The organism is Listeria costaricensis (genome assembly GCF_900183385.1).
Lineage (GTDB): Bacteria > Bacillota > Bacilli > Lactobacillales > Listeriaceae > Listeria > Listeria costaricensis.
Map to the genome: position 1 here is coordinate 49385 of NZ_FXUT01000003.1, position 19208 is coordinate 68592.

21 protein-coding genes and 1 pseudogene are annotated in these 19208 nt (G+C 40.9%); 14 read left to right on the top strand and 8 right to left on the bottom strand.

Annotated features, from left to right (window positions below; genetic code table 11):
* Window positions 1-86: 86 nt before the first annotated feature.
* A complete protein-coding gene (locus tag CS921_RS02930; RefSeq protein WP_099221563.1) occupies window positions 87-371 on the bottom strand; it encodes a hypothetical protein in 285 nt (94 codons plus the stop codon).
* 106 nt (window positions 372-477) lie between these two features.
* Here CS921_RS02930 and CS921_RS02935 point away from each other — a divergent pair, with 106 nt between their 5' ends.
* From CS921_RS02935 to CS921_RS02945, 3 genes are all read left to right on the top strand, one after another.
* The gene (locus CS921_RS02935) at window positions 478-1431 is read left to right on the top strand and encodes a magnesium transporter CorA family protein (protein WP_240422290.1); all 954 of its coding nucleotides are present in this window, start codon (window positions 478-480) and stop codon (window positions 1429-1431) included.
* A gap of 21 nt (window positions 1432-1452) precedes the next feature.
* The gene (locus CS921_RS02940) at window positions 1453-2097 is read left to right on the top strand and encodes a GntR family transcriptional regulator (protein WP_099221564.1); all 645 of its coding nucleotides are present in this window, start codon (window positions 1453-1455) and stop codon (window positions 2095-2097) included.
* A gap of 389 nt (window positions 2098-2486) precedes the next feature.
* The gene (locus CS921_RS02945; RefSeq protein WP_099221565.1) at window positions 2487-3143 is read left to right on the top strand and encodes a GntR family transcriptional regulator; all 657 of its coding nucleotides are present in this window, start codon (window positions 2487-2489) and stop codon (window positions 3141-3143) included.
* 85 nt (window positions 3144-3228) lie between these two features.
* On the opposite strand, the gene CS921_RS02950 is transcribed toward CS921_RS02945, so the two are convergent.
* The 3 genes and pseudogenes from CS921_RS02950 to CS921_RS02960 all read right to left on the bottom strand — a co-directional run bounded on the left by CS921_RS02950 (window position 3229) and on the right by CS921_RS02960 (window position 5700).
* Window positions 3229-3756 (bottom strand): GNAT family N-acetyltransferase, encoded by a 528-nt coding sequence (locus tag CS921_RS02950; RefSeq protein ID WP_099221566.1) that lies wholly within the window; start codon window positions 3754-3756, stop codon window positions 3229-3231.
* A gap of 46 nt (window positions 3757-3802) precedes the next feature.
* Window positions 3803-4859: pseudogene (locus CS921_RS02955) on the bottom strand (DUF975 family protein).
* A 97-nt stretch (window positions 4860-4956) separates the two neighbouring features.
* Complete coding sequence (locus tag CS921_RS02960; RefSeq protein ID WP_162921673.1) at window positions 4957-5700, bottom strand: hypothetical protein; 744 nt, start codon at window positions 5698-5700, stop codon at window positions 4957-4959.
* A gap of 142 nt (window positions 5701-5842) precedes the next feature.
* On the opposite strand from CS921_RS02960, the gene CS921_RS02965 reads away from it, so the two are divergent.
* From CS921_RS02965 to CS921_RS02975, 3 genes are all read left to right on the top strand, one after another.
* A complete protein-coding gene (locus CS921_RS02965) occupies window positions 5843-6046 on the top strand; it encodes an Lmo0654 family protein (RefSeq protein WP_099221568.1) in 204 nt (67 codons plus the stop codon).
* Window positions 6047-6109: 63 nt separating this feature from the next.
* A complete protein-coding gene (locus CS921_RS02970) occupies window positions 6110-6817 on the top strand; it encodes a metallophosphoesterase family protein (protein ID WP_099221569.1) in 708 nt (235 codons plus the stop codon).
* 100 nt (window positions 6818-6917) lie between these two features.
* Complete coding sequence (locus CS921_RS02975) at window positions 6918-7811, top strand: alpha/beta hydrolase (RefSeq protein WP_099221570.1); 894 nt, start codon at window positions 6918-6920, stop codon at window positions 7809-7811.
* Window positions 7812-7896: 85 nt separating this feature from the next.
* Here CS921_RS02975 and CS921_RS02980 read toward each other — a convergent pair whose 3' ends face one another.
* Window positions 7897-8460: a DUF420 domain-containing protein gene (locus tag CS921_RS02980; protein WP_099221571.1), complete on the bottom strand. Its 564-nt coding sequence runs from the start codon at window positions 8458-8460 to the stop codon at window positions 7897-7899.
* A 133-nt stretch (window positions 8461-8593) separates the two neighbouring features.
* Here CS921_RS02980 and CS921_RS02985 point away from each other — a divergent pair, with 133 nt between their 5' ends.
* Window positions 8594-9436, top strand: coding sequence for a hypothetical protein (locus tag CS921_RS02985; RefSeq protein WP_099221572.1), 843 nt, complete (start codon window positions 8594-8596; stop codon window positions 9434-9436).
* Window positions 9437-9579: 143 nt separating this feature from the next.
* On the opposite strand, the gene pdxK is transcribed toward CS921_RS02985, so the two are convergent.
* Together pdxK and CS921_RS02995 are read right to left on the bottom strand one after the other, a co-directional pair.
* On the bottom strand, window positions 9580-10401 hold the full coding sequence (pdxK, locus tag CS921_RS02990; RefSeq protein ID WP_099221573.1) for a pyridoxine/pyridoxal/pyridoxamine kinase: 822 nt from the start codon (window positions 10399-10401) through the stop codon (window positions 9580-9582).
* A gap of 20 nt (window positions 10402-10421) precedes the next feature.
* Window positions 10422-11288: a Cof-type HAD-IIB family hydrolase gene (locus tag CS921_RS02995; protein ID WP_099221574.1), complete on the bottom strand. Its 867-nt coding sequence runs from the start codon at window positions 11286-11288 to the stop codon at window positions 10422-10424.
* 174 nt (window positions 11289-11462) lie between these two features.
* Between CS921_RS02995 and CS921_RS03000 the strand changes: the two genes are divergently transcribed.
* From CS921_RS03000 to CS921_RS03020, 5 genes are all read left to right on the top strand, one after another.
* The gene (locus tag CS921_RS03000; protein ID WP_099221575.1) at window positions 11463-12014 is read left to right on the top strand and encodes a maltose acetyltransferase domain-containing protein; all 552 of its coding nucleotides are present in this window, start codon (window positions 11463-11465) and stop codon (window positions 12012-12014) included.
* 13 nt (window positions 12015-12027) lie between these two features.
* A complete protein-coding gene (locus CS921_RS03005) occupies window positions 12028-12309 on the top strand; it encodes a DUF5327 family protein (RefSeq protein WP_099221576.1) in 282 nt (93 codons plus the stop codon).
* A gap of 12 nt (window positions 12310-12321) precedes the next feature.
* Entirely contained in the window at window positions 12322-12705 is a 384-nt protein-coding gene (locus tag CS921_RS03010; RefSeq protein ID WP_099221577.1) for a DUF423 domain-containing protein, read from the top strand.
* A 402-nt stretch (window positions 12706-13107) separates the two neighbouring features.
* Window positions 13108-13761: a helix-turn-helix domain-containing protein gene (locus CS921_RS03015; protein WP_099221578.1), complete on the top strand. Its 654-nt coding sequence runs from the start codon at window positions 13108-13110 to the stop codon at window positions 13759-13761.
* Window positions 13746-14465 (top strand): helix-turn-helix domain-containing protein, encoded by a 720-nt coding sequence (locus CS921_RS03020; RefSeq protein ID WP_099221579.1) that lies wholly within the window; start codon window positions 13746-13748, stop codon window positions 14463-14465. The genes CS921_RS03015 and CS921_RS03020 overlap by 16 nt, the downstream gene beginning before the upstream one ends.
* Window positions 14466-14598: 133 nt before the next feature.
* Here CS921_RS03020 and CS921_RS03025 read toward each other — a convergent pair whose 3' ends face one another.
* Entirely contained in the window at window positions 14599-14943 is a 345-nt protein-coding gene (locus CS921_RS03025) for a YxeA family protein (protein WP_099221580.1), read from the bottom strand.
* 195 nt (window positions 14944-15138) lie between these two features.
* Between CS921_RS03025 and CS921_RS03030 the strand changes: the two genes are divergently transcribed.
* Window positions 15139-16500: an MATE family efflux transporter gene (locus CS921_RS03030; RefSeq protein WP_099221581.1), complete on the top strand. Its 1362-nt coding sequence runs from the start codon at window positions 15139-15141 to the stop codon at window positions 16498-16500.
* Window positions 16501-16853: 353 nt separating this feature from the next.
* On the top strand, window positions 16854-19172 hold the full coding sequence (locus CS921_RS03040; protein WP_099221583.1) for a ribonucleoside-diphosphate reductase subunit alpha: 2319 nt from the start codon (window positions 16854-16856) through the stop codon (window positions 19170-19172).
* The last annotated feature ends 36 nt before the right edge of the window (window positions 19173-19208 follow it).

Below are 19208 nucleotides of genomic sequence, written 5' to 3' on the forward strand. Positions count from 1 at the left end.
ACACTTGGGCTACCTACCACTTTTTTGTATCAACGACAGAAGAGCCGGGTTTTCAATTGGAAAATTAAGGGAAAAAGCAGAAGTAATCATGATTTTCTCATGACAGCTGTTTTAAATAAAAACCGACTGGAAAAGAACATGAGACAAAGAAGAATGATTGTTCCAATGCCAAGTATAATTTGTTGAAGGGCGACGACTTCTTCTGCTGGAAAAGCTGATTTTGCTATAAAGAATAATAAGAACAAACCGCAATTGGCGATGAAGCCAACCCAAAAAGGAGAATATCCACCCAGCTTTGCGACAATAAACGAAACAAGCCAGAAAAATAAGGCTAGTCCTACCCCAGATACATACATGGTTGATAGAATCAATTTCTTCACTCCTTTGTTACGAAAATATTTCTGATTTTGTTTATTGTAACATAAATGAAATCTATTGTAAAGATTGAAATAATAAAAGCAGAAAGCAGGGAACGATTTGATTGAGTACTATAAGTCAATGTCAGACGGTACCATAATGAAAAGGGAAGAATTGGAAAGTGGAACATGGATGAACGTGGTAGCTCCGACTGAACAAGAAATTGAAGAAATCAGCCAGAAATTTGACATTCCGCATGGATATATACGTGATGCTCTGGATACAGAAGAAAGATCGCGAATCGAATTAAAACGGGCAGCAGAGGCTGTGAGTCATTCTTTAGTTATTGTCGACTGTCCCTTTGAAACGAAGGATGAACTCGGCTTTCCGATGTATGAAACCATGCCAATTGGGATTATTTTGACAGAAGAAGTCATTGTGACCGTTTCATTAAAGGAAAGTCCTGTCATTGAAAGCATTATTGCTTCTAAGATCGAGCAGTATGATACAGCTAGTCATACACGCTTCCTACTACAAATTCTATATGCAGTCTCTTATTTTTATTTGAAATATTTGAATCAGTTGATCGGAGTCACAAACAAGTTAGAGGGGAAAATTAAACAGTCGATGAAAAATGAGCAGCTGTATGCGTTTATGGCTGTACAGAAGAGTCTGGTTTTCTTTGCAACAGCGCTCCAAAGCAACAAAGCAATTCTAGACAAAATGCAAGATGTGGAGCATTTCATGCAGAATCAGGAAAACCATGATTTATTGCGAGATGTAGTCATTGAAAACAAGCAGGCGATTGCGATGACAGATACTTATACGCAAATCATCAGCGGCATGTCGGATATTTTTTCGTCTGTTATTTCCAATAATTTAAATATCGTCATGAAATTTTTGACCAGCTTTACGATTATTTTGTCATTGCCTACGATTGTGGGAAGTATTTATGGCATGAATGTGAAGCTTCCATTTGCAGATAATGCGCATGCTTTTAATGGAATTATGCTGTTTACCTTTTTAATTACTGCATGTGTAACGATTGTTTTTTGGCGGAAAAATTATTTCTAAAGATGAATTCGGGGGATAAATATGAAAAAACTAACTTATGAAAAACGTGCGTATCAATTTATCAAAGACCAGATTTTGCAAGGGAATTATCATGTTGGCGAGCACATTCCAGAAGCGAAAATTGCTACCCAGCTAGGTATCAGCCGAACGCCTGTTAGACATGCACTAAAAATACTAGAAAAAGAGCAATTGGTCGAAATTCAGTCGCATAAAGGGGCGGTTGTCGTTCCAAGTGATATGACCGTGGATCGCTACTTGGATTTGATTGAGTTTAGTGAGGGCCTAATGCTCAAAACGATCGAAAAATTCAAACGTAAAAATGGCTCCTTTCCAATTGAAGAGATGACGCAGATCATGCAGTACATGCAAGATGCCATCAAAGAGCAGGATGAAGAAAAATTTATCAGTCAGTTATTTAAGTATTTTTTTACTTTGATTCGGTTAATGCAAAATCAGTATGCGGCTGAGTGGGTTTTGTCTGTTGAACAAGAATTTGATCGCAAAGCACGAAAAGAGTTGCGGAGCATTCCGGTCAGTTTGGCGGAAGAAACGATTCATTATTTAGAAACGATCAATCACGCTCTGATCAATAAGAACTATCAGCTTGCAGAAGAGACTGTGGAAATGTTAATTAACCGCTATATTATTCGCACTTTTCGCTATTAAACAGGAAATCCCAGCGCTTTTTCGATTAAAATGTATGCAAAACTCCTCCCGTGCTATTTTTCTTAAAGAAATCTTAAACAAAAAATACATTAAAAATACACAATGTGTACAAGATTACGTTAAAAGTGATTCTAATGTGAATTCATACGTTTATTTTTGTGCACATTATTGCTGTGGAAAAGCTAGTTATTTCAAGGATTCAGCATAAGAAAATACAAATAAAAAGCAATATTACTTTTTGAAAATACGCGATTCTTCATTAATAAAAATCTCAAACTTTTTTGTATAGCAAACGATAAAATAATCATTTATGATAAAAAAAGAGGTATATTTGCAAGGTACCATATGATATAATGATGAAAAAGTTCACCACCTAAAGGAGCGTAAAAATGTTAAAAAGTAAACGTGATTATAAGACCTTAGATAAAGTTGTTTATTTCAGCATCATTGAAAAAATCAAGACAGGTGAATTAAAACCTAATGAACATCTTACCGAGGAACGGCTCTCCAAAGAGCTTGGAGTTAGTCGCTCTCCGATCCGCAAAGCAATCACGGCTTTGGTAGCAGAAGGTGTCCTTGATTACCGCACATATAGTGGGGTAGTGGTAAAAGATTCGCTTGTTGATTCTACCCGTTATGTTCAGCTGCTTGAAGTAATTGAACTTTTTGTTAAAGCAACATTGGAAAAAATTGAACAAATGGAGACGGAAATTAGTACAACAGATTTGAGAAACTGTATACAAAGTATGGACCGTGCTTCGTATTTGAAAGACTTAGATGAGTATCTATTCAATGAACATCAATTTTTCTTACGTTTGATTGCTCATTCTGGTAATCCGTATTATAAAGATATGGCGAAGAAGGTATTTTTCAATATTACTTACTTTGCGGTTGAGTCGATTAATCAGATTAATGAGGATATGCGGGACCGTACGATCAAGCATTTGAATCAAATCGTAGATCTGCTTGATAAACAAGCTTTCCAAGAAGCCAATGCTGAAATAAAAAAACTACTCGGCGAATTTGTCGTAAACGCATTTCGTTAAGCAGTAGCGTTCATCATTTATAAAAAGAAACTTAAGACCAAATAAAAGACGTTCAAGATGATTTCCGCATCTTGAACGTCTTTTTTTAATAGTTGATTTCAAAGAGGGCATACTCTTTTTTCCGTCCCATCCAAGTAAAACCGGCTGCTTCATAAAACGAGCAAAGAAAGGGATTTTCTGCTAAGCAATCAAGCCGCACATAGGGAATTTTCTTCTGCAAGGCAAAGCGGCAGGCGAAACGAAGCATTTCTTCCCCTAGTCCGTGGTGGGCAAATGAACGAGCCACCATCAAGCGATGTAGATATACAGCTGGATCAGAAATCTTGTCCTCCCAAAGGTTTGAATCCCATTCTAAAGGCGTTTCACGAATAATGAGTGCTGCGGCCAGCGCGCCTTTTTCCGAATGGCAGAGATAGACTTCTTGCTTGGTGATACTGAGCGAGAGCCCATGCCGATCCTGCCCGGCTAGAACATCTTGCCACTGAGTCGACCCGGCTGCTTGAAGAAAGCGAGCGGTTGCGGTTAGTAATTCTTCCAGTGAGTGCTGATCTTTCGGGCTGGCTTGGCGAATATAAAATTTTTTGTGATCTAAAAGTAGGATTTCTTCAGGCATATTTCCTCCTAAAAAAACGAGGCAAAGTTGCGCCCCGTTTCATCGATCATTTTTTATCAGAAGGATCGTCTTCTGGTTTTTCTTCTTTGGACTCACCGATTTCCGGTTCTCCTTCTGGTGTTGTAAATTCAGGTGGAATGACTGGTTTTGGTTCCTCCTGTACTACTTCATCAGCCGGTGCCGTCGTGTTTGCTTCATCGAATGGATCTTTCTCATTCGTCGGGCCAAAACCATCGGGATGCTGATCATTTTCAAAAGGATCCTCAGCCGCGTTAAAGTCGGAAGTTGCCCCATATGAAGTAGTTTCTGGTGTGGGTGCAAAGTCATCATGAAAATCGTCATATTCTGTATAAAGGGTGTTCGTTAAATCATCGTAGAAGACCCCGCAAGCCGTCATCATGTATGGCAGTACATAGAGTGAGATGCCAAGAGTGGCTAATCCACCAAGCAGCACCATGATAAGCCCGCCGGCGAGCAGACCACCTGAAATCATACTCATACTTGCTGATACATCATGCATGCTATAGCTGTAATTATAACCGTAATCATAACCAGTGAAAACGCTACTGAACAGCATGATCAGCCCAATAATCAAAACAACGACGGGAATGAGATACCAAAGTAAGAAGTAAAGAGAGAGACTAAAAAATTTCCCTTTACGCCCGTCCATCATATGGCGACTTTCTGTAATGGCATCAAGTGCGGAGATGTTTGGATTATCCCGCAAAATCATAAATGTCTGAGAGTAAGAGAACATTTTGATAATACCTGGAACAATTAGTAAAAGGGACCATAGGAAGGTAAAAATGGCTACTAAAACATAAGCTGCAAGTGTCCGCCAGTAGCTGCGGAATCCGCTAAATAAGTAGCTGACATCTGGTTTGTCTTTCCGGCTTATTGCAAGGAAAAACCAGACTAAGCCAACTGCAAGTGGCGCTTCAACAAAGTAAATGGCGATCCAGCCGACAACTGGAATCCAGCCAGCAATCGAGCCTACCACCGTTGTTAAATAAATAATTAAGTAAGATTACGCCAATGGCAAGCCCCCAGCTGCCGCGCAATGAATCCTTCGCAGTGCGACGAATTTGAGCATTTGTCATCATCATTCTTTCATTCTCCTTTATTTTAAATTTTCCCCTGTAATAAAAATAGCATAGTTTCACTCTAGAATACAGTTAAACCCGGTTAACTGTAGAAATTTCAGTCTGTAGAAGGAGCTGGTTCTCGGACTGGGATTTGAGCCGTTTCTAAGTGGAAATGAGCGAGTGCTGTTAAGAAACGCGGGAATAAAAGCAGGTACAGCACGAGTTGAACGATGCTGCCAAGTATCAAAATTAGTAAACTCATGAAAAACAGCTGCTGATCAACTGACGAAGCATACAGATAACCAGACTGATGACTGAGCGCGATAAGACCGCCAAAATAAAAGATGAGTGGTATTAAAAACCAGATGCCATAAGTAATGAGAGAAAGTCGGCAAAGCAACCAAATCGATCCTTGCATGGATTCCGTGCTCTTTTTGATGGCTTGGAGTGGACTCAAATCTGGTTCATCCAGTAAATAATAAAAAGTTTGTGAATAGCTGAAACATTTGATCACACCAGGTACAATGAAAAGAAGCGACCAAAGTCCGATCAATAAAATCATTAAAATGCCAGTCAAAATAATCCGGAAATAATGTCGATATCCTATAAATAGATGGCCAATGTCAATCTTCTTGCCACGTGCAATTTCAAGAAAAAGAAAGAACAAGCCTACATACAGCGGGAAAACAAGCAGAAGGGTGAATAAAATACGCAGAACGGTGGAAAAGGAAAAAATGAACAAACAGAGGTAGTGTACCCCTGTGTAAATAATTCCGGTTAGCATTAGTGAACCAATCGCGAGCCCCCAGTTTCCTTTCAGCGATTTTCCTGCAGCCATTCTAAGCTGGTCAATATTCATCATGCATGACTCCTTTTTTGATTAATAGGTCTAAGATACCATGAGTAGATAGTGGAGTAAATGATTTTTTGGATAAAAAGAGGATTAAAAAGGAAAAAAACGGGAAAAGAACAAACAGTTTAAAGAAAGAGGTGCTCATAGAATGGCTAATGATCGACAAGATTTAGAAGAACGTTTAATTGAACTGCGCAGAGAATATCAGGAAGTACTCGCCGAGTCATACGAATTTGAGGATCCGCAACTCCAAAATGGGCCGATCAATACAGCTGAAGTTCGCCTAGATGCAATCCGAAAAGAAATCAAGGATGTTGAGAAACGTCTCAAGAAATTTGAAGAAGTAGAATAAACAATTGAAACGTCCGGGATTATCTTTGGACGTTTTTATTTTACATAGAAAGGGGCGCCAGGGATGAAACCGATTTTTGCAGTTGGAGATGTTCATGGAGAGCTAGGTTTGTTAATCAAATTGCTTGAAAATTGGCAGCGAGACCGTGAAAAATTAGTTTTTGTTGGTGACTTGATCGATCGGGGGGAGAATCCCGGCGGTGTCATTCGCTTCGTTCGGGAATTGTCCCAAGCAAATGATGTTGTGGCGGTACGCGGGAACCATGAAGCTATGCTGCTCGACTGGTTGGAGGAGCCGGCCCGACGAATGTCTTATTATAGCAGTCAAGGCGGCATGGAAACGATTCAGACGTTGCTAGGACCGGATTTTAAAAATGCTGCTTCACCGGAAGAACTGCGGGATCTTATTTTACTTAAAAATCAGGAGGAAATTGATTTTATCAAGCAAATGCCGCTTTATTTTGAAGCAGAGCAATATGTATTTGTCCATGCGGGAGTTGATTTAACCAAGGAGGACTGGCATGATACAGATCCGCACGATTTTTACTGGATTCGGGAGCCCTTCTTGTTTGGGAAAAATCGGACGGGTCGGGTTTTTATTATTGGGCATACGCCTGTTCAAAATTTACATAAGGATGGTTCGAGTCATTTGTGGGTCGCGCCGGATAGAACCAAGCTGAATATCGATGGGGGCGCTGTGTTTGGGGGGACGCTCAATGCAGTGGTGGTGGAAAAGGAAGCCATTACCGGAAGCTTTTCCGCTCTGAAATGAGCCTTTTGACGGGCTGGAATTTGTTACGATCGGCTGATAACGATTTTGGCAGATCTTTGGTAGAATAGACCTTTAAAGTCAGGGAAAAGGAGTGGAGTCTGTGCGGAAGAAGATTCTTTTTTCCGTACTTACAGTCATTACAATCGCGGTTCTTTTAATCGGCTGGATTTTTTCTTATTACGACCAGCAGGAACAGGCCAAGGCGAAAGAAAATATTATTCCGACGGTGTTTGTTCATGGTTACAAAGGGACGGCCAATTCTTTTGGACATATGCTGGACAGATTAGGTGAGCAATTTGATGTGAATCAGGCGGCGATGCAAATTTATGTAGGGAAAAGTGGGAATTTGAGTATTCAAGGTACGCTAAATCCTAATACGCCGGGAGATTCGGCCATTCAAGTCGTTTTTGAAGATAATCGGGCGAGCTTGGCGCGGCAAACCGTGTGGCTCCAAGATGTGATGAGGTATTTACGAGAAAATGAGCATATAAAAACAGTCAACTTAGTCGGACATTCTATGGGCGGCCTTGCGATTCTCAGTTATTTGGAGAATACAGAGCTAGATGCGAATTATCCGGTGCCACAAAAATTTATCGCCATTGCTTCACCGTTTCGCGGAATCGATCAAGCGGATTATTTTCAGTTGCAGAAAGATCCAGCGGCACATGATTTGAAAGCCGGCTCAGATGCCCTTCAGGCGCTTGTGAAAAATAAAAACAAGCTACCTAAAAATCTGCAAGTCCTAGCCATTGCGGGAGAAAAAACAGGAACCGATTCAGACGGCTTGGTGAATGTGGACAGTGTATTCTTTTTAAAGGAATTCTTTCCAAAAGGTAGCTATCAGGAAAAATTGATTACAGGCCCCGATGTCACCCATAGCGGGCTTCATGAAAATACAAAAGTGGACTATTACGTCAGCCAATTTCTGTGGAATCTGGAAGATAAGGATGGCAGCGATGCGCTGAATGTCCAAACAGTCCCACATGCGAAATAAAAAGAGAATCCCAAATCTCGACAAAGCCCTCATGAAAATGGCGGCTTTGCTTGATGGGGATTCTCTTTTTGTCTCTCTATTCTATTTAGTAGTAAGGCGCCATAAACAAATAGACGAGTACGCCCGTTAGGCTGACATACAGCCAGATTGGCATTGTCCAGCGCACGATTTTTTTATGTTTTTCGACTTGCATCGTCCAGCCCCAAACGAGCGCAAATAATGCCAGCGGGACTACGATTGCTGCCAAAAAGCTGTGTGTGATCAGAATGAAAAAGTAAATAGGGCGAACAATGCCCGTGCCGCCGAACGTACTGGTTTCAGCAGAGAGGAAATGAAACGTCAAATAGGACACGAGGAAAAATAACGTCGATGTAAAAGCCGCCAGAATGAAACCGCGGTGCATGTTGATGTTTTTCTTTTTAATAATGGCCCAAAGTGCGATCAATAAAAAGACAAATGTAAAACTATTAAAGATTGCGTTTATGCGTGGGAAAATCGTCAAGTCAAAATGGACGGCTCCCTGATAGCCAATCGGTGAGAAAAATAACAGCAAGATAATAACGACTGCCACCACTGAGAAAATCATGATCGGCCAAAAATAGTTTTTATCCGTTGCAGGTTTTGACAAGTTCTCCTTCTTTTGCTCCATGAAAAAATAGCCCCCTAAATCTATTTTGGTTCTTTCACGTTCATTATACATGAGCCGACTTTCGATAGCGAAAAATTGAACCGTGTTTTTCCAGCAACGAAACGGGAATAGAGCAGATATGGAGATGATATAAATGAAAAATTGGCGTATCCCTTTTCTCGTTGTCATCTTTTTACTTCTTGCGGCTTGCGGAAATGATAACGCAGATCAAAAGGACAAAACCGGCATGCATGAAAATGGTAAAATGCAGCAGGATATGAACAATCTTTCTGGCACAATGAAGGAGAGCGAAAAGCCTTCTTCTGATGGGGGAAAATCGGAGGAGCCGCTTACCGAACAGCAAGTTTTGGCGGCCGTGAAAGAACAACTCAAAGGCACTGATCAGGTGGCCCTCCCAGAGACCGTTCCGCTGACAGCAAAAGGGCAGCATCTGACGGCCAAGACAGCCAGTGAAGGGGCAAGCGACTATCTGGTCACATTTTTTGAAAGCGCGACTCCAATTCCAATCAACAACGACAAGCTGAATGAAGCGGACGCAGCCACAAAACTGGCAACTGTCGAGCGGCACCGCTATGATTCAGAGCAGGCGGCCAAGGAGGCGGTCGGCCATGAGACCTTTGCAAAGAGCGGCGGGCAGGCGACAGATTTGGGCTACGGATTGACCGGTTATCAGGACGCCGGGGCTGGGCAGAAATATTTAGGCTGGAATGAAGGACGTTGGGCACTCTCGATTCATGCTTCCAATATGGAGGGCACCGATTATCTGCCACTCGCACAGAAAATGGTAGCCAAGTTGGAAAAAGAGTCACTGCCCATCCCGAACTCATACGGTCGAGCGGCCTTTGAAGCAGCGAAAACAGATGATCCGGCAGACAATCAGCTACTCTTTCAGGATGGCCCAGATGTCTACACGATCACGCATCTTGACCCACTCAGCGCAGTCGACATGGCCACCCATTTTGAGCAGAATAAATGAAAAAGCAGCTGGCATAAAGTGAAAAGAGAAGCTGAAAATCAGGCAAATCCATTTTGGGAAATGGCTTTAATGCTTGACTTTCAGCTTCTCTTATTGTTGAATCATCATGCTGAAACAACTTGATGTTCCAGTGATCCTAAAAATCACTCTACCCGGTCTTCCGCATGATTGTAAGCACCATGCCAAACAGGACCGATAAATTGATTGAGGGCAAAGCCGCCTTGGATTGCAGCAGTCACGAATTCTTTCGCTTTTGCTACGGCGTCCGGTACAGAGAGCCCTTTTGCAAGACCAGCAGTAATCGCAGCTGCAAATGTACAGCCCGCGCCGTGGTTGTGATCTGTGTCGACTTTTTCAACTTCCAAAAGTGTGAATTCCTTGCCATCATAAAGCAGGTCGATCGCTTTGTCACTTTCAAGCGCCTTGCCACCTTTGATGACCACATACTCAGCGCCCAGTTCAATAATTTTTTCAGCCGCTTTTTTCATATCGTCGACTGTTTTCAATTTGCCAAGACCGGACAATTGTCCAGCTTCAAACAAATTCGGCGTCGTAATCGTGGCCACTGGTAGAAGCAGGTCGCGAATGGCCTCCGCATTTTCCGGCTGAATCAGCTCATCTTCCCCTTTGCAGACCATGACAGGGTCGATAACCACATTTTTCAAACCATGCTTGTCGATCGCTTCACGCGTTGCTTGGATAATTTCGATTGAGCCGAGCATCCCCGTTTTCATTGCATCAACCGGTCCGCCGGAAAGAATCGTTTTTAACTGTTCACGAACAAGCGCTGCATCAATGGGTGTTACGCCATGTGCCCAGTTGTTGTCCGGATCCATTGTCACGATGGTGGTCAGTGCGCTGAATCCAAATGTGCCATATTCTTCAAAAGTTTTCAGATCGGCCTGTAAACCAGCACCGCCGCTGGAATCAGAACCTGCAATAGTCAAAGTTTTTTTGATTGTCATTTGAACATACCTCCAAAAAGTTAGTCGTTTGTTTTCAACATTTGATAGATGGCTTCAGCAACGCCATGTTCATCATTTGATGTTGTCGCATATTTAGCTGTTTTCTTCACTTGCGGTTCAGCATTGCCCATTGCCACACTGTACCCAGCCATTTTCAGCATCGAAAGGTCATTCATATTGTCGCCGATTGCAAAAGTTTCAGCCAAGTTAACGCCAAGTTTTTCTACATAATACTGTAGAGAAATCCCTTTTTGAGCTTCGCGATGGGTGATTTCGATATTATTTGAAAAAGAGGAAGTAATCGATAGTTCATCGGAAACATTAAGTTCCTTACTGGCTTTTTTCAACACTTCTTTGTCGGGTGAAAAAGAGATGAATTTCAAAATTTTAATCTCATCATTATTAAAAATACGCTCTGCATCATTGATTTCATGGACGTCCTTCGATTCAAAACGTTCCTCCACCTGTTCGATAATTGCTTCGGTATCTTCATTTGGGAACATTTGCTTATGCATGTCAATCATAAATTCTTTCCCACGAGCTTTATCAACTGTAATCGGACCGATATCTGTAAAAAATTCAGTGTACATGCCGAGTTCATTGAGCAGTTTATAAGTCTTTCTAGCAAGCGTTTTGTCCAGCACATGCTGAAGTAAAATGTTGCCGTGTTCATCGCGGATTTCCGCGCCATTCATGCAGATTGCAGGTGCATAGAGATTCGCTTTATGGATGAGTCCCATCGCGTCATCATACATCCGTCCGGTGCAAAGAACAAAATGAATCCCTTTGCTGCGTGCGAGCTCAATCGCTTTCACACTTTCCTCATCAACACGGATTTTGGAATTCAGTAATGTGCCATCCATATCAGAAGCAATAACTTTAATCATAGATTTAATTCCTCCCATAATTTTCCCTACTAAATAGAATAGCATTTTTTCTATAAAAATGCAGGCTTATTGCAACATTCGTGGAAAAAAGCTGAAAGGGTCATGTATTTTTGCTTCCTGTCAGAAAGTCCGCTATAATGAGCATGAAAAGAAGAGTTTCAAGGAAGGTGTCGTATGAAAACTGAATTTGAGAAAATGATTGCTGGAGAAATGTATGACCCGTCAGACCGTGAGTTGATCCACGGAAGGGAACGTGCGCGCAAACTTTGCCGCCAAATCAATGAGTCGACCCATGCGGAAGAACGTTCCGAGCTTTTAAAGCGGCTTTTGGGGGAAACAGGAGAAAATATCTATGTGGAACCTAATTTTCGCGTGGACTATGGCTCCAATATTTATTTAGGTGAAAATTTCTATGCGAATTTTGATTGCTTAATCTTGGATGTGTGTGAAGTACATATCGGTAAAAATTGTATGCTTGCGCCGGGGGTTCACATCTATACGGCAACCCACCCAATCGACCCGGTCGAACGATACAGCGGTCGTGAACTTGGCAAACCTGTTGTCATTGGTGAAAATGTTTGGATCGGCGGCAGATCGGTCATCAATCCAGGCGTCACACTTGGTGACAATGTGGTGGTTGCTTCCGGTTCAGTCGTAACAAAAGATTTTCCGGATAATGTTGTGATCGGCGGCAATCCGGCACGCGTAATCAAGACGATCGAATGAGGTGTAGTCAGTGATGGTTACAAATGAAGAGCTTTTTCGTAAAATGCAGCAGGAGCTCAACCTTGCTAGAAATTCTGAGCAGGAAAATGAGCGAATCAAGCATTTACATGGTTTAAAAATCTTGATTGAATTATATGCAGCAGAGGAAGGACAGGCACCAAGCACTGTACCAAATGAAGCAGTGGCATCTAAGTCATCCACACAGCAGCAGATATTTTCAAACCAAGACAGCATGAAGGGGCAAAAAGTTGATTTTGAGGATGGTGCAAACGGGGACTCGCTGCTGGATTTCTAGGAGGGAGAACGAATGAAAAAAGCATTGGTCACAGGAGGCATTTTTGCCATGCTGGCAGTAGCACTTGGAGCTTTTGGTGCCCATGCACTAAAGACGACACTTGGCGACTATCAGCCTACATATGAGACAGGCGTTCAATATCAGATGTTTCATGCTGTAGCTATTTTGATTAGCGGTATACTACTTGAAAAAACAGGAAGTGGCTTTTTTACAGCTGCCTGCTGGTGTTTTAGTTTAGGAATTGTGATTTTTTCAGGAAGCTTGTATGTACTCAGCATAACGAAAATTGCAATCTTAGGAGCCATCACACCCATTGGCGGCGTATTATTTATTGTGGGCTGGTTGTTGTTTATTATCGGTTCCACGAAAGAACGCTCAATATTTGCTCGTTTCTAAGCAGATTTGTAGAGACTGCAAAACTTTCGTCATAAACTTTTAACATTTTTTTTACAAAAAAGTGGATTTCTTTTCAAAAATAGGGGGTAAACTGGTTTTATAAGCAACGACAATCTTATTACTTTTTCTCCCTTTTTAGTAATGGATTGTCCTTTCTTACCTTAAACTCCCTTTTTGACACTGGTGACGGCTAATAGTAGCTGGTACAGTGTCTTTTTTTATCTTTAAGAAGAATGGGATTAAGAAGTATATGTGGAAAAATTAAGATTAACTTTAACATACAGGATAACTTAAGTGTAAATAAGAATAAATTAGAGCTTTTTTAATTCATTTAGTTCCTTCATAAAAAAAGTATATGTTGTTACTATTTAAATATAAATTGAATTTGAGGAGGAAAGATATATGCTACTTAATGAGCAATTAGAGATCGAGAGAAAAAATAGAGGGCTATCTAGAAATAAACTAGCTCAAATAATTAAAGCAAGAATTAATTTAAGTTTTCAAGTAGAGACTATTCGTCGATGGGAATTGGGGATTTCTACTATAGACCCAAGAGTTTTAGCATTTCTAAGTGAACTATATGGTATATCGATAGAAGATTTAGTTTCAGAAAAAATTGAGCCACTTACTAATAAAGAAAAGTACTATAGATTTGGAAAAGATATAAGCGAGTATTGTTCAATAGAGAATATTACAGAGTTCATAAGGCGATATGAGATTGTAAATAGCAATGACTGGATAACAACACCTAAATATGATTTGATTATGCGTTGCTATGAAGACTTTTTAAAAAAAGAGAGTGGAAGTTATATTGCTTGTAAAACCGCTTTTGAGGTATGTCAAGACTGGATGACCGATGAAGTTGAATACACTGATAAGGACAAATTATATCAACGTATATATGATGACAATGCAGGATATTTAGGAGTTAAAGAGAAAAGAGATCCTATTGATTATATAGATTTGCTTGAAGAATTAGAAAGAGCTGTAGATGATATTTCTAGCTATCTAGAATTATTTGAGATGGGAGGATTTAATAAATGGGAATACATTTAAAAATAAAAGAAGAACGAAAAAAGAACAATATGACGCAAGAAAAACTGGCGGAAGAAGTGGGTGTTTCGACAAAAACAATTACTAAATGGGAAGCAGGCGATGTTATACCCTCACTAGAAAACTGTAAGAAATTGAGGGCAGTTTTTGAGATTACTTTAGATTATCTTTTAAAAGACAATATCGAATTAAAAAGTACATATGATAAATATGTAGAGCTAGGAGAAAAGATTCTTGAACTTGTAGAAGAAGAATATCCTATTGATTTTATTCAAAACTATTATATATGTGCGAGAGAACCTAATTTATTGTTTCCTAGAAAGATAGCAAAGAAATTTATTAATGATATAGGTAAACGTATTGACAAGACAGACGCTTCCAATAATGAAGAAATAAAATTAATTCAAAAAGATATGAAAACATTTTTACTTTTTTGGTATAAATACAATAAAGGCAAACACTTACTTTTGAAAGACCTAAAAGCAAAGACCTTATATATGAATAGTGTTTCATATGATGCTAAGGAAGTTGCGGAGGCTCTACAGAGTTCTAACACTCAAAAAAAATCAATTTTGTTATTACGAAATTTGATAATAGGTAAATTAATTAAAGAATGCGATTTATTTAATTATGAACTTGATGAAGAAATAAAATCAGAAGTAGATTATAGCGGAGAAATTATGTGGCCTTTGAACGTATATAAATAGTCAAAAAATGAGAAATAAAAAAATTCATTAAATAGTTTTGTATAGTAAATATATACTGATAAATTATTCGTATTTAAATCGGTAGCACTAAAAACCCTGAAAGAATCGCCGCCTGTTCGGGATTCTTTCAGGGTTATTTTTCTGCAAGATATTTGACTTTCTCAGGGAGGTCATTCACCTTTTTATAGTTGTTGACGATTTTATTTTGACCGACTACGACTTTATATTGGGCGTTTTTGGAAAGTTTTTTTTCAGAGTAGAAAACAATGCGGCGCTCTTTGCCGTTCGGTGTGTAAGCTTTTGTTTTATATTCATAGCCTTGGAATCTATCACGCGTCACTTTGGCGCCATCCGTGGTCACTTGGACATAATAGCTTTCTGCACTGGCTGAGGCGGGGACTAAATATTCAAAAATAACAGTGGTAGCCACCAGGAAGGCAGCAACCAATATGAGCAATCCTTTTTTATTTGATTTCATTCTTCTCATCCTTCCGTTTTGAGGCTCTTCCTTTGATATCTTTATTGTAAAATATTTAGGCGCACGGTTCCCTCGTTCTAACTAACAAAAAGAATCTTCTAACTTACATTTTTGTCATTAACGAAAAAAAATACTTGTCAATCAGTTTTTAATATGGTTAAATGAACTAATGAACGTTAGGTCAGAGGTGATAATATGAAAGAATTTGACAAGAGAATGGAGCAAGAACCAGTATGGAAAGTGCTTCTACGCTATTTAATTCCGTCTTTGGTCGGCATGCTACTGATGTCCGTCAATATTGTAATCGACGGCATTTTTGTGGGACATAAGTTGGGCGGCGTAGCCCTTGCTGGGATTAATATTGCTGTGCCGGTCTTTTCCCTGTTTACGGCCATCTCGCTATGGATTGGGATTGGCGGCGCCACGCAGTATTCTTTTGCGCTTGGGGAAAAAGATATTCCAAAAGCCCAGTTGATTTTCACTCGTTCCGTTATAATGGTTGTGACGATTACGATCTTTTTAGCGATAGTGGCGTTTATTTTTCGGGTTCCTTTGGCGAATTTTTTAGGTGCAAATGAAGAAACGCTTCCTTTTGTGATGGATTATATGAATATTTTACTGCTGTTCGGGTTTGTTTTGACCCTTGAAAATATTCTCAGCATTTTTGTTCGGAATGATGGGGATCCAAATCTCGCGATGGTGGCACTCATCATAACAGCTGTCAGCAACGTGATTTTGAACTATGTGTTTCTATTTATTTTTGAATGGGGAGTGGCCGGTTCTGCGGCTGCAACCGTGTCGGCGATTGCGATCGGAGTTGTCATTTTGGCGACCCATTTTTTCAAAAAAACGAGCCACTTGCGCTTCCGAAAATTCACCTTTACAAAAGAAGCGTTGTTCAAAACTTTTTCGATCGGCTTACCGAGCTTCCTATCTGAATTAGGGATTTCTGTCTTTACGATGGGGTACAATATTGCGATTGCAGCAGTGGCTGGAACTGCAGGCGTGGCGGCTTTTTCCGTACTCAACTATTCACATAGTGTGATTTTGATGCTCTTTTTGGGCATGAGCTCGGCGATTCAACCGCTGATCAGTTATTACCGCGGCGCCAAACTTGCTGTTCGTGAAACACAAACGATTCGTCTAGCGGCAAAAGTGGCAATCGGATCCGGTTTATTTTTCTTTATCATCGGGCTCTTCTTTGCTAAGCAGATTGTCGGCATGTTTGGGAATTTTGATCCTGAAATGGAAGCACTCGCCATCATGGGCGTACGGATTTTCTTCAGTGCCTACTTATTTATGGGCTTCAACTTTGTGATGATGACCTATTTCCAAACAAGCGGCAGGATCAAGATGGCCACTTGGATCACTGTGGCTCGGGAAATGATTTTTATGGTCATTTTCCTGCTAATCTTACCGCCGATTCTAGGTGCGGCTGGTGTCTTTGCGGCAATTCCAGTTTCTGAAATGATCGTTTTTGCTTCAGTTTTGATTTATGCTGTAAGAAAACATCTGTTTCGACTGCCCACAAACAGTAAGATTGTGAAATCAAAATAAATTGAAAACGAGCGCAGTTTTCATAACAAAATATAGCTTTATATGGAGGAAGGCACCACTACAGGTTGTGCTTTCCTCTTGTTTATTTGTGTCTATTTTCACATTGAAATTGGACACGAAAATTTTTTTAGCAGGATTAGAGATAGGAGCAATGCGCTTTTTAGCAGTTTTTATAAAAATGGTCAATCACAATATCTTGCATTCACAAACGAAAAGTTATACTATATATAGTATCGAAAGCGAAATATGGCTTCATTGTTTTTAACTTTTCAGGAAGTGGAAATTTCCGGTAAAAGTTAATTTTTTTGTTCATGAGGTATGACATGCGCTGTCAAAAGCGAACATAAGAAAGTATGAAACTGATATTTCTGATTAATTGTAGGGAATGGGGAGTGCAAATGACAACTTATATTGTAAAAGATGGCGGAAATCGCAAGTTACCTTTTGACCAGGAGAGATTAAACCGCTATTTAAACAAAATCCATGAAGAATTTCCAAAACTGGATATTAGCGATTATAAACGTAAGATTTTTAATTTTATTGATAAAAAAGATGAATACGCATCGGATGAAATGGTCGACTATATGATTCGGGAAGCGGAAGCGAAAACCGATATTCATTTACCTGAGTGGGAACATTTTGCGGCGCGTCTTTATTTAAATAAACTCTATAAAAAAGCCAGTAAAAATCGTTTTTACAATGATGATGATAAATACGGTTCCTATGTGGGCTTGCAGGAAAGTTTAGGCGAGCGCGGCATTTATTCCGGTAGCATTTTGAAAAACTATTCAAAGGAAGAGCTGATCGAAGCAGGCAAAATGATCGACCCGGAACGCGATAAATTATTTACATACAATGGGCTGTATCTGCTTGCAACGCGTTATCTGGCAACGGATCAGGCGCGTAACGTTTACGAACTGCCGCAAGAACGCTGGCTAACGATCGCCCTTTATCTAATGCAAAATGAGCCGAAAGCCAAACGGATGGAGCTGGTTCATGAGGCATACTGGGCGCTCAGCAACCTATACATGACTGTCGCAACACCAACACTTGCCAATGCCGGCAAAACAGGCGGCCAACTGTCGAGCTGCTTCATTGATACGATTGATGACAGTCTCCAAGGCATTTATGACAGCAATACAGATGTGGCACGCGTTTCCAAACATGGCGGCGGTGTCGGTGCCTATATCGGCTATGTTCGCTCGACTGGTGCAGCAATTCGCGGTGTCAGAGGAGCAAGTGGCGGCGTGATTCCATGGATCAAACAGCTGAACAATACAGCCGTCAGTGTCGACCAATTGGGGCAGCGGAAAGGTGCGATTGCGGTTTATCTGGATGTTTTCCATAAAGATATCGAAATGTTCCTAGACTTGCGTTTGAACAATGGCGATCAAAGACTGCGGGCTCATGATGTGTTCACGGCGGTTTGTATTCCAGACTTGTTTATGGAGACCGTTGAGCGTCGTGGCGACTGGTACCTCTTTGATCCGCATGAAGTGAAGGAGAAAAAAGGCTGGTATCTGCAAGACTTCTATGATGAAAAACGCGGCGAAGGCAGCTTCCGTGAAAAATATGAAGAACTGGTGGCCGATGAAACAATCAGCAGAAAAATCGTGAAGGCGATCGACATTATGAAACGCATCATGGTCAGCCAATTGGAAACCGGAAATCCATTTATGTTTTACCGGGATGAAGTGAACCGGATGAATCCAAATAAACACGCAGGAATGGTTTATTCCAGTAATCTGTGCACGGAAATCATGCAAAATATGAGCCCGACACGGATGATTCAGGAGATCATTTCCGGCGATCAAATTGTCATCACCAAACAGGCGGGCGACTTTGTGGTCTGCAACCTGTCCTCTGTGAACCTCGGACGGGCGGTCACGGCGGAAGAAGGCACACTTGAGCGGCTGATCGACATTGAAGTCCGCATGCTCGACAATGTGATCGATTTGAATGAGCTTCCGGTTCCGCAAGCCACCATCACGAATCAGAAGTACCGCTCGATCGGGCTTGGCACATTTGGCTGGCACCATCTCTTAGCGCTTAAAAATATTGCCTGGGACTCCGAAGAAGCGGAAAAATATGCGGATGAACTTTACGAAAAAATTGGCTACTTGACGATTAAAGCAAGTGCTGAACTGGCCAAAGAAAAAGGCAGCTACAGGGCGTTTAAAGGCAGTGACTGGAATACGGGTGAATATTTCACCAAACGCGGTTACACCAGTGAAGCATGGCGTGAACTTGCAGACGATGTGGCGGCAAATGGTATCCGGAATGCCTACCTGCTTGCTGTAGCGCCAAATATGAGTACGGCGCAAATTGCCGGCTCGACTGCTTCGATTGATCCAATTTACAGTGCCTTTTATTATGAAGAGAAAAAAGACTATCGTCGGCCGGTTATTGCACCGGATCTCAGTTTGAACACCTACCCATACTATGAAAAGGGTGCGTATAAAGTGGACCAATTTGCGAGCGTTCGTCAAAATGCCCGCCGTCAGCGTCACGTTGACCAATCACTAAGCTTCAATTTCTATGTACCAAGCGGCATTAAGGCCAGCAAATTGTTGGAGCTGCACATGACAGCATGGCGTGAAGGGCTCAAAACCACCTACTATGTCCGTTCAAATGACATTGATGTAGAAGAATGCGAATGGTGCTCAAGCTGATCAATCACACATTGACAAAGAACCGAGCCCGCTTGT

Bases quoted from the DNA above. Each gene is read 5' to 3' on its own strand.
- CS921_RS03005 (WP_099221576.1), top strand. From the start codon at position 12,028: ATGGTTACAAATGAAGAGCTTTTTCGTAAAATGCAGCAGGAGCTCAAC.
- CS921_RS02945 (WP_099221565.1), top strand. From the start codon at position 2,487: ATGTTAAAAAGTAAACGTGATTATAAGACCTTAGATAAAGTTGTTTAT.
- CS921_RS03015 (WP_099221578.1), top strand. From the start codon at position 13,108: ATGCTACTTAATGAGCAATTAGAGATCGAGAGAAAAAATAGAGGGCTA.
- CS921_RS02950 (WP_099221566.1), bottom strand. From the start codon at position 3,756: ATGCCTGAAGAAATCCTACTTTTAGATCACAAAAAATTTTATATTCGC.
- CS921_RS03040 (WP_099221583.1), top strand. From the start codon at position 16,854: ATGAAACTGATATTTCTGATTAATTGTAGGGAATGGGGAGTGCAAATG.
- CS921_RS03020 (WP_099221579.1), top strand. From the start codon at position 13,746: ATGGGAATACATTTAAAAATAAAAGAAGAACGAAAAAAGAACAATATG.
- CS921_RS02940 (WP_099221564.1), top strand. From the start codon at position 1,453: ATGAAAAAACTAACTTATGAAAAACGTGCGTATCAATTTATCAAAGAC.
- CS921_RS03025 (WP_099221580.1), bottom strand. From the start codon at position 14,943: ATGAAATCAAATAAAAAAGGATTGCTCATATTGGTTGCTGCCTTCCTG.
- CS921_RS02985 (WP_099221572.1), top strand. From the start codon at position 8,594: ATGAAAAATTGGCGTATCCCTTTTCTCGTTGTCATCTTTTTACTTCTT.
- CS921_RS02995 (WP_099221574.1), bottom strand. From the start codon at position 11,288: ATGATTAAAGTTATTGCTTCTGATATGGATGGCACATTACTGAATTCC.
- CS921_RS03000 (WP_099221575.1), top strand. From the start codon at position 11,463: ATGAAAACTGAATTTGAGAAAATGATTGCTGGAGAAATGTATGACCCG.
- CS921_RS03030 (WP_099221581.1), top strand. From the start codon at position 15,139: ATGAAAGAATTTGACAAGAGAATGGAGCAAGAACCAGTATGGAAAGTG.
- CS921_RS02970 (WP_099221569.1), top strand. From the start codon at position 6,110: ATGAAACCGATTTTTGCAGTTGGAGATGTTCATGGAGAGCTAGGTTTG.
- CS921_RS02965 (WP_099221568.1), top strand. From the start codon at position 5,843: ATGGCTAATGATCGACAAGATTTAGAAGAACGTTTAATTGAACTGCGC.
- CS921_RS03010 (WP_099221577.1), top strand. From the start codon at position 12,322: ATGAAAAAAGCATTGGTCACAGGAGGCATTTTTGCCATGCTGGCAGTA.
- CS921_RS02980 (WP_099221571.1), bottom strand. From the start codon at position 8,460: ATGGAGCAAAAGAAGGAGAACTTGTCAAAACCTGCAACGGATAAAAAC.
- CS921_RS02960 (WP_162921673.1), bottom strand. From the start codon at position 5,700: ATGAATATTGACCAGCTTAGAATGGCTGCAGGAAAATCGCTGAAAGGA.
- pdxK (WP_099221573.1), bottom strand. From the start codon at position 10,401: ATGACAATCAAAAAAACTTTGACTATTGCAGGTTCTGATTCCAGCGGC.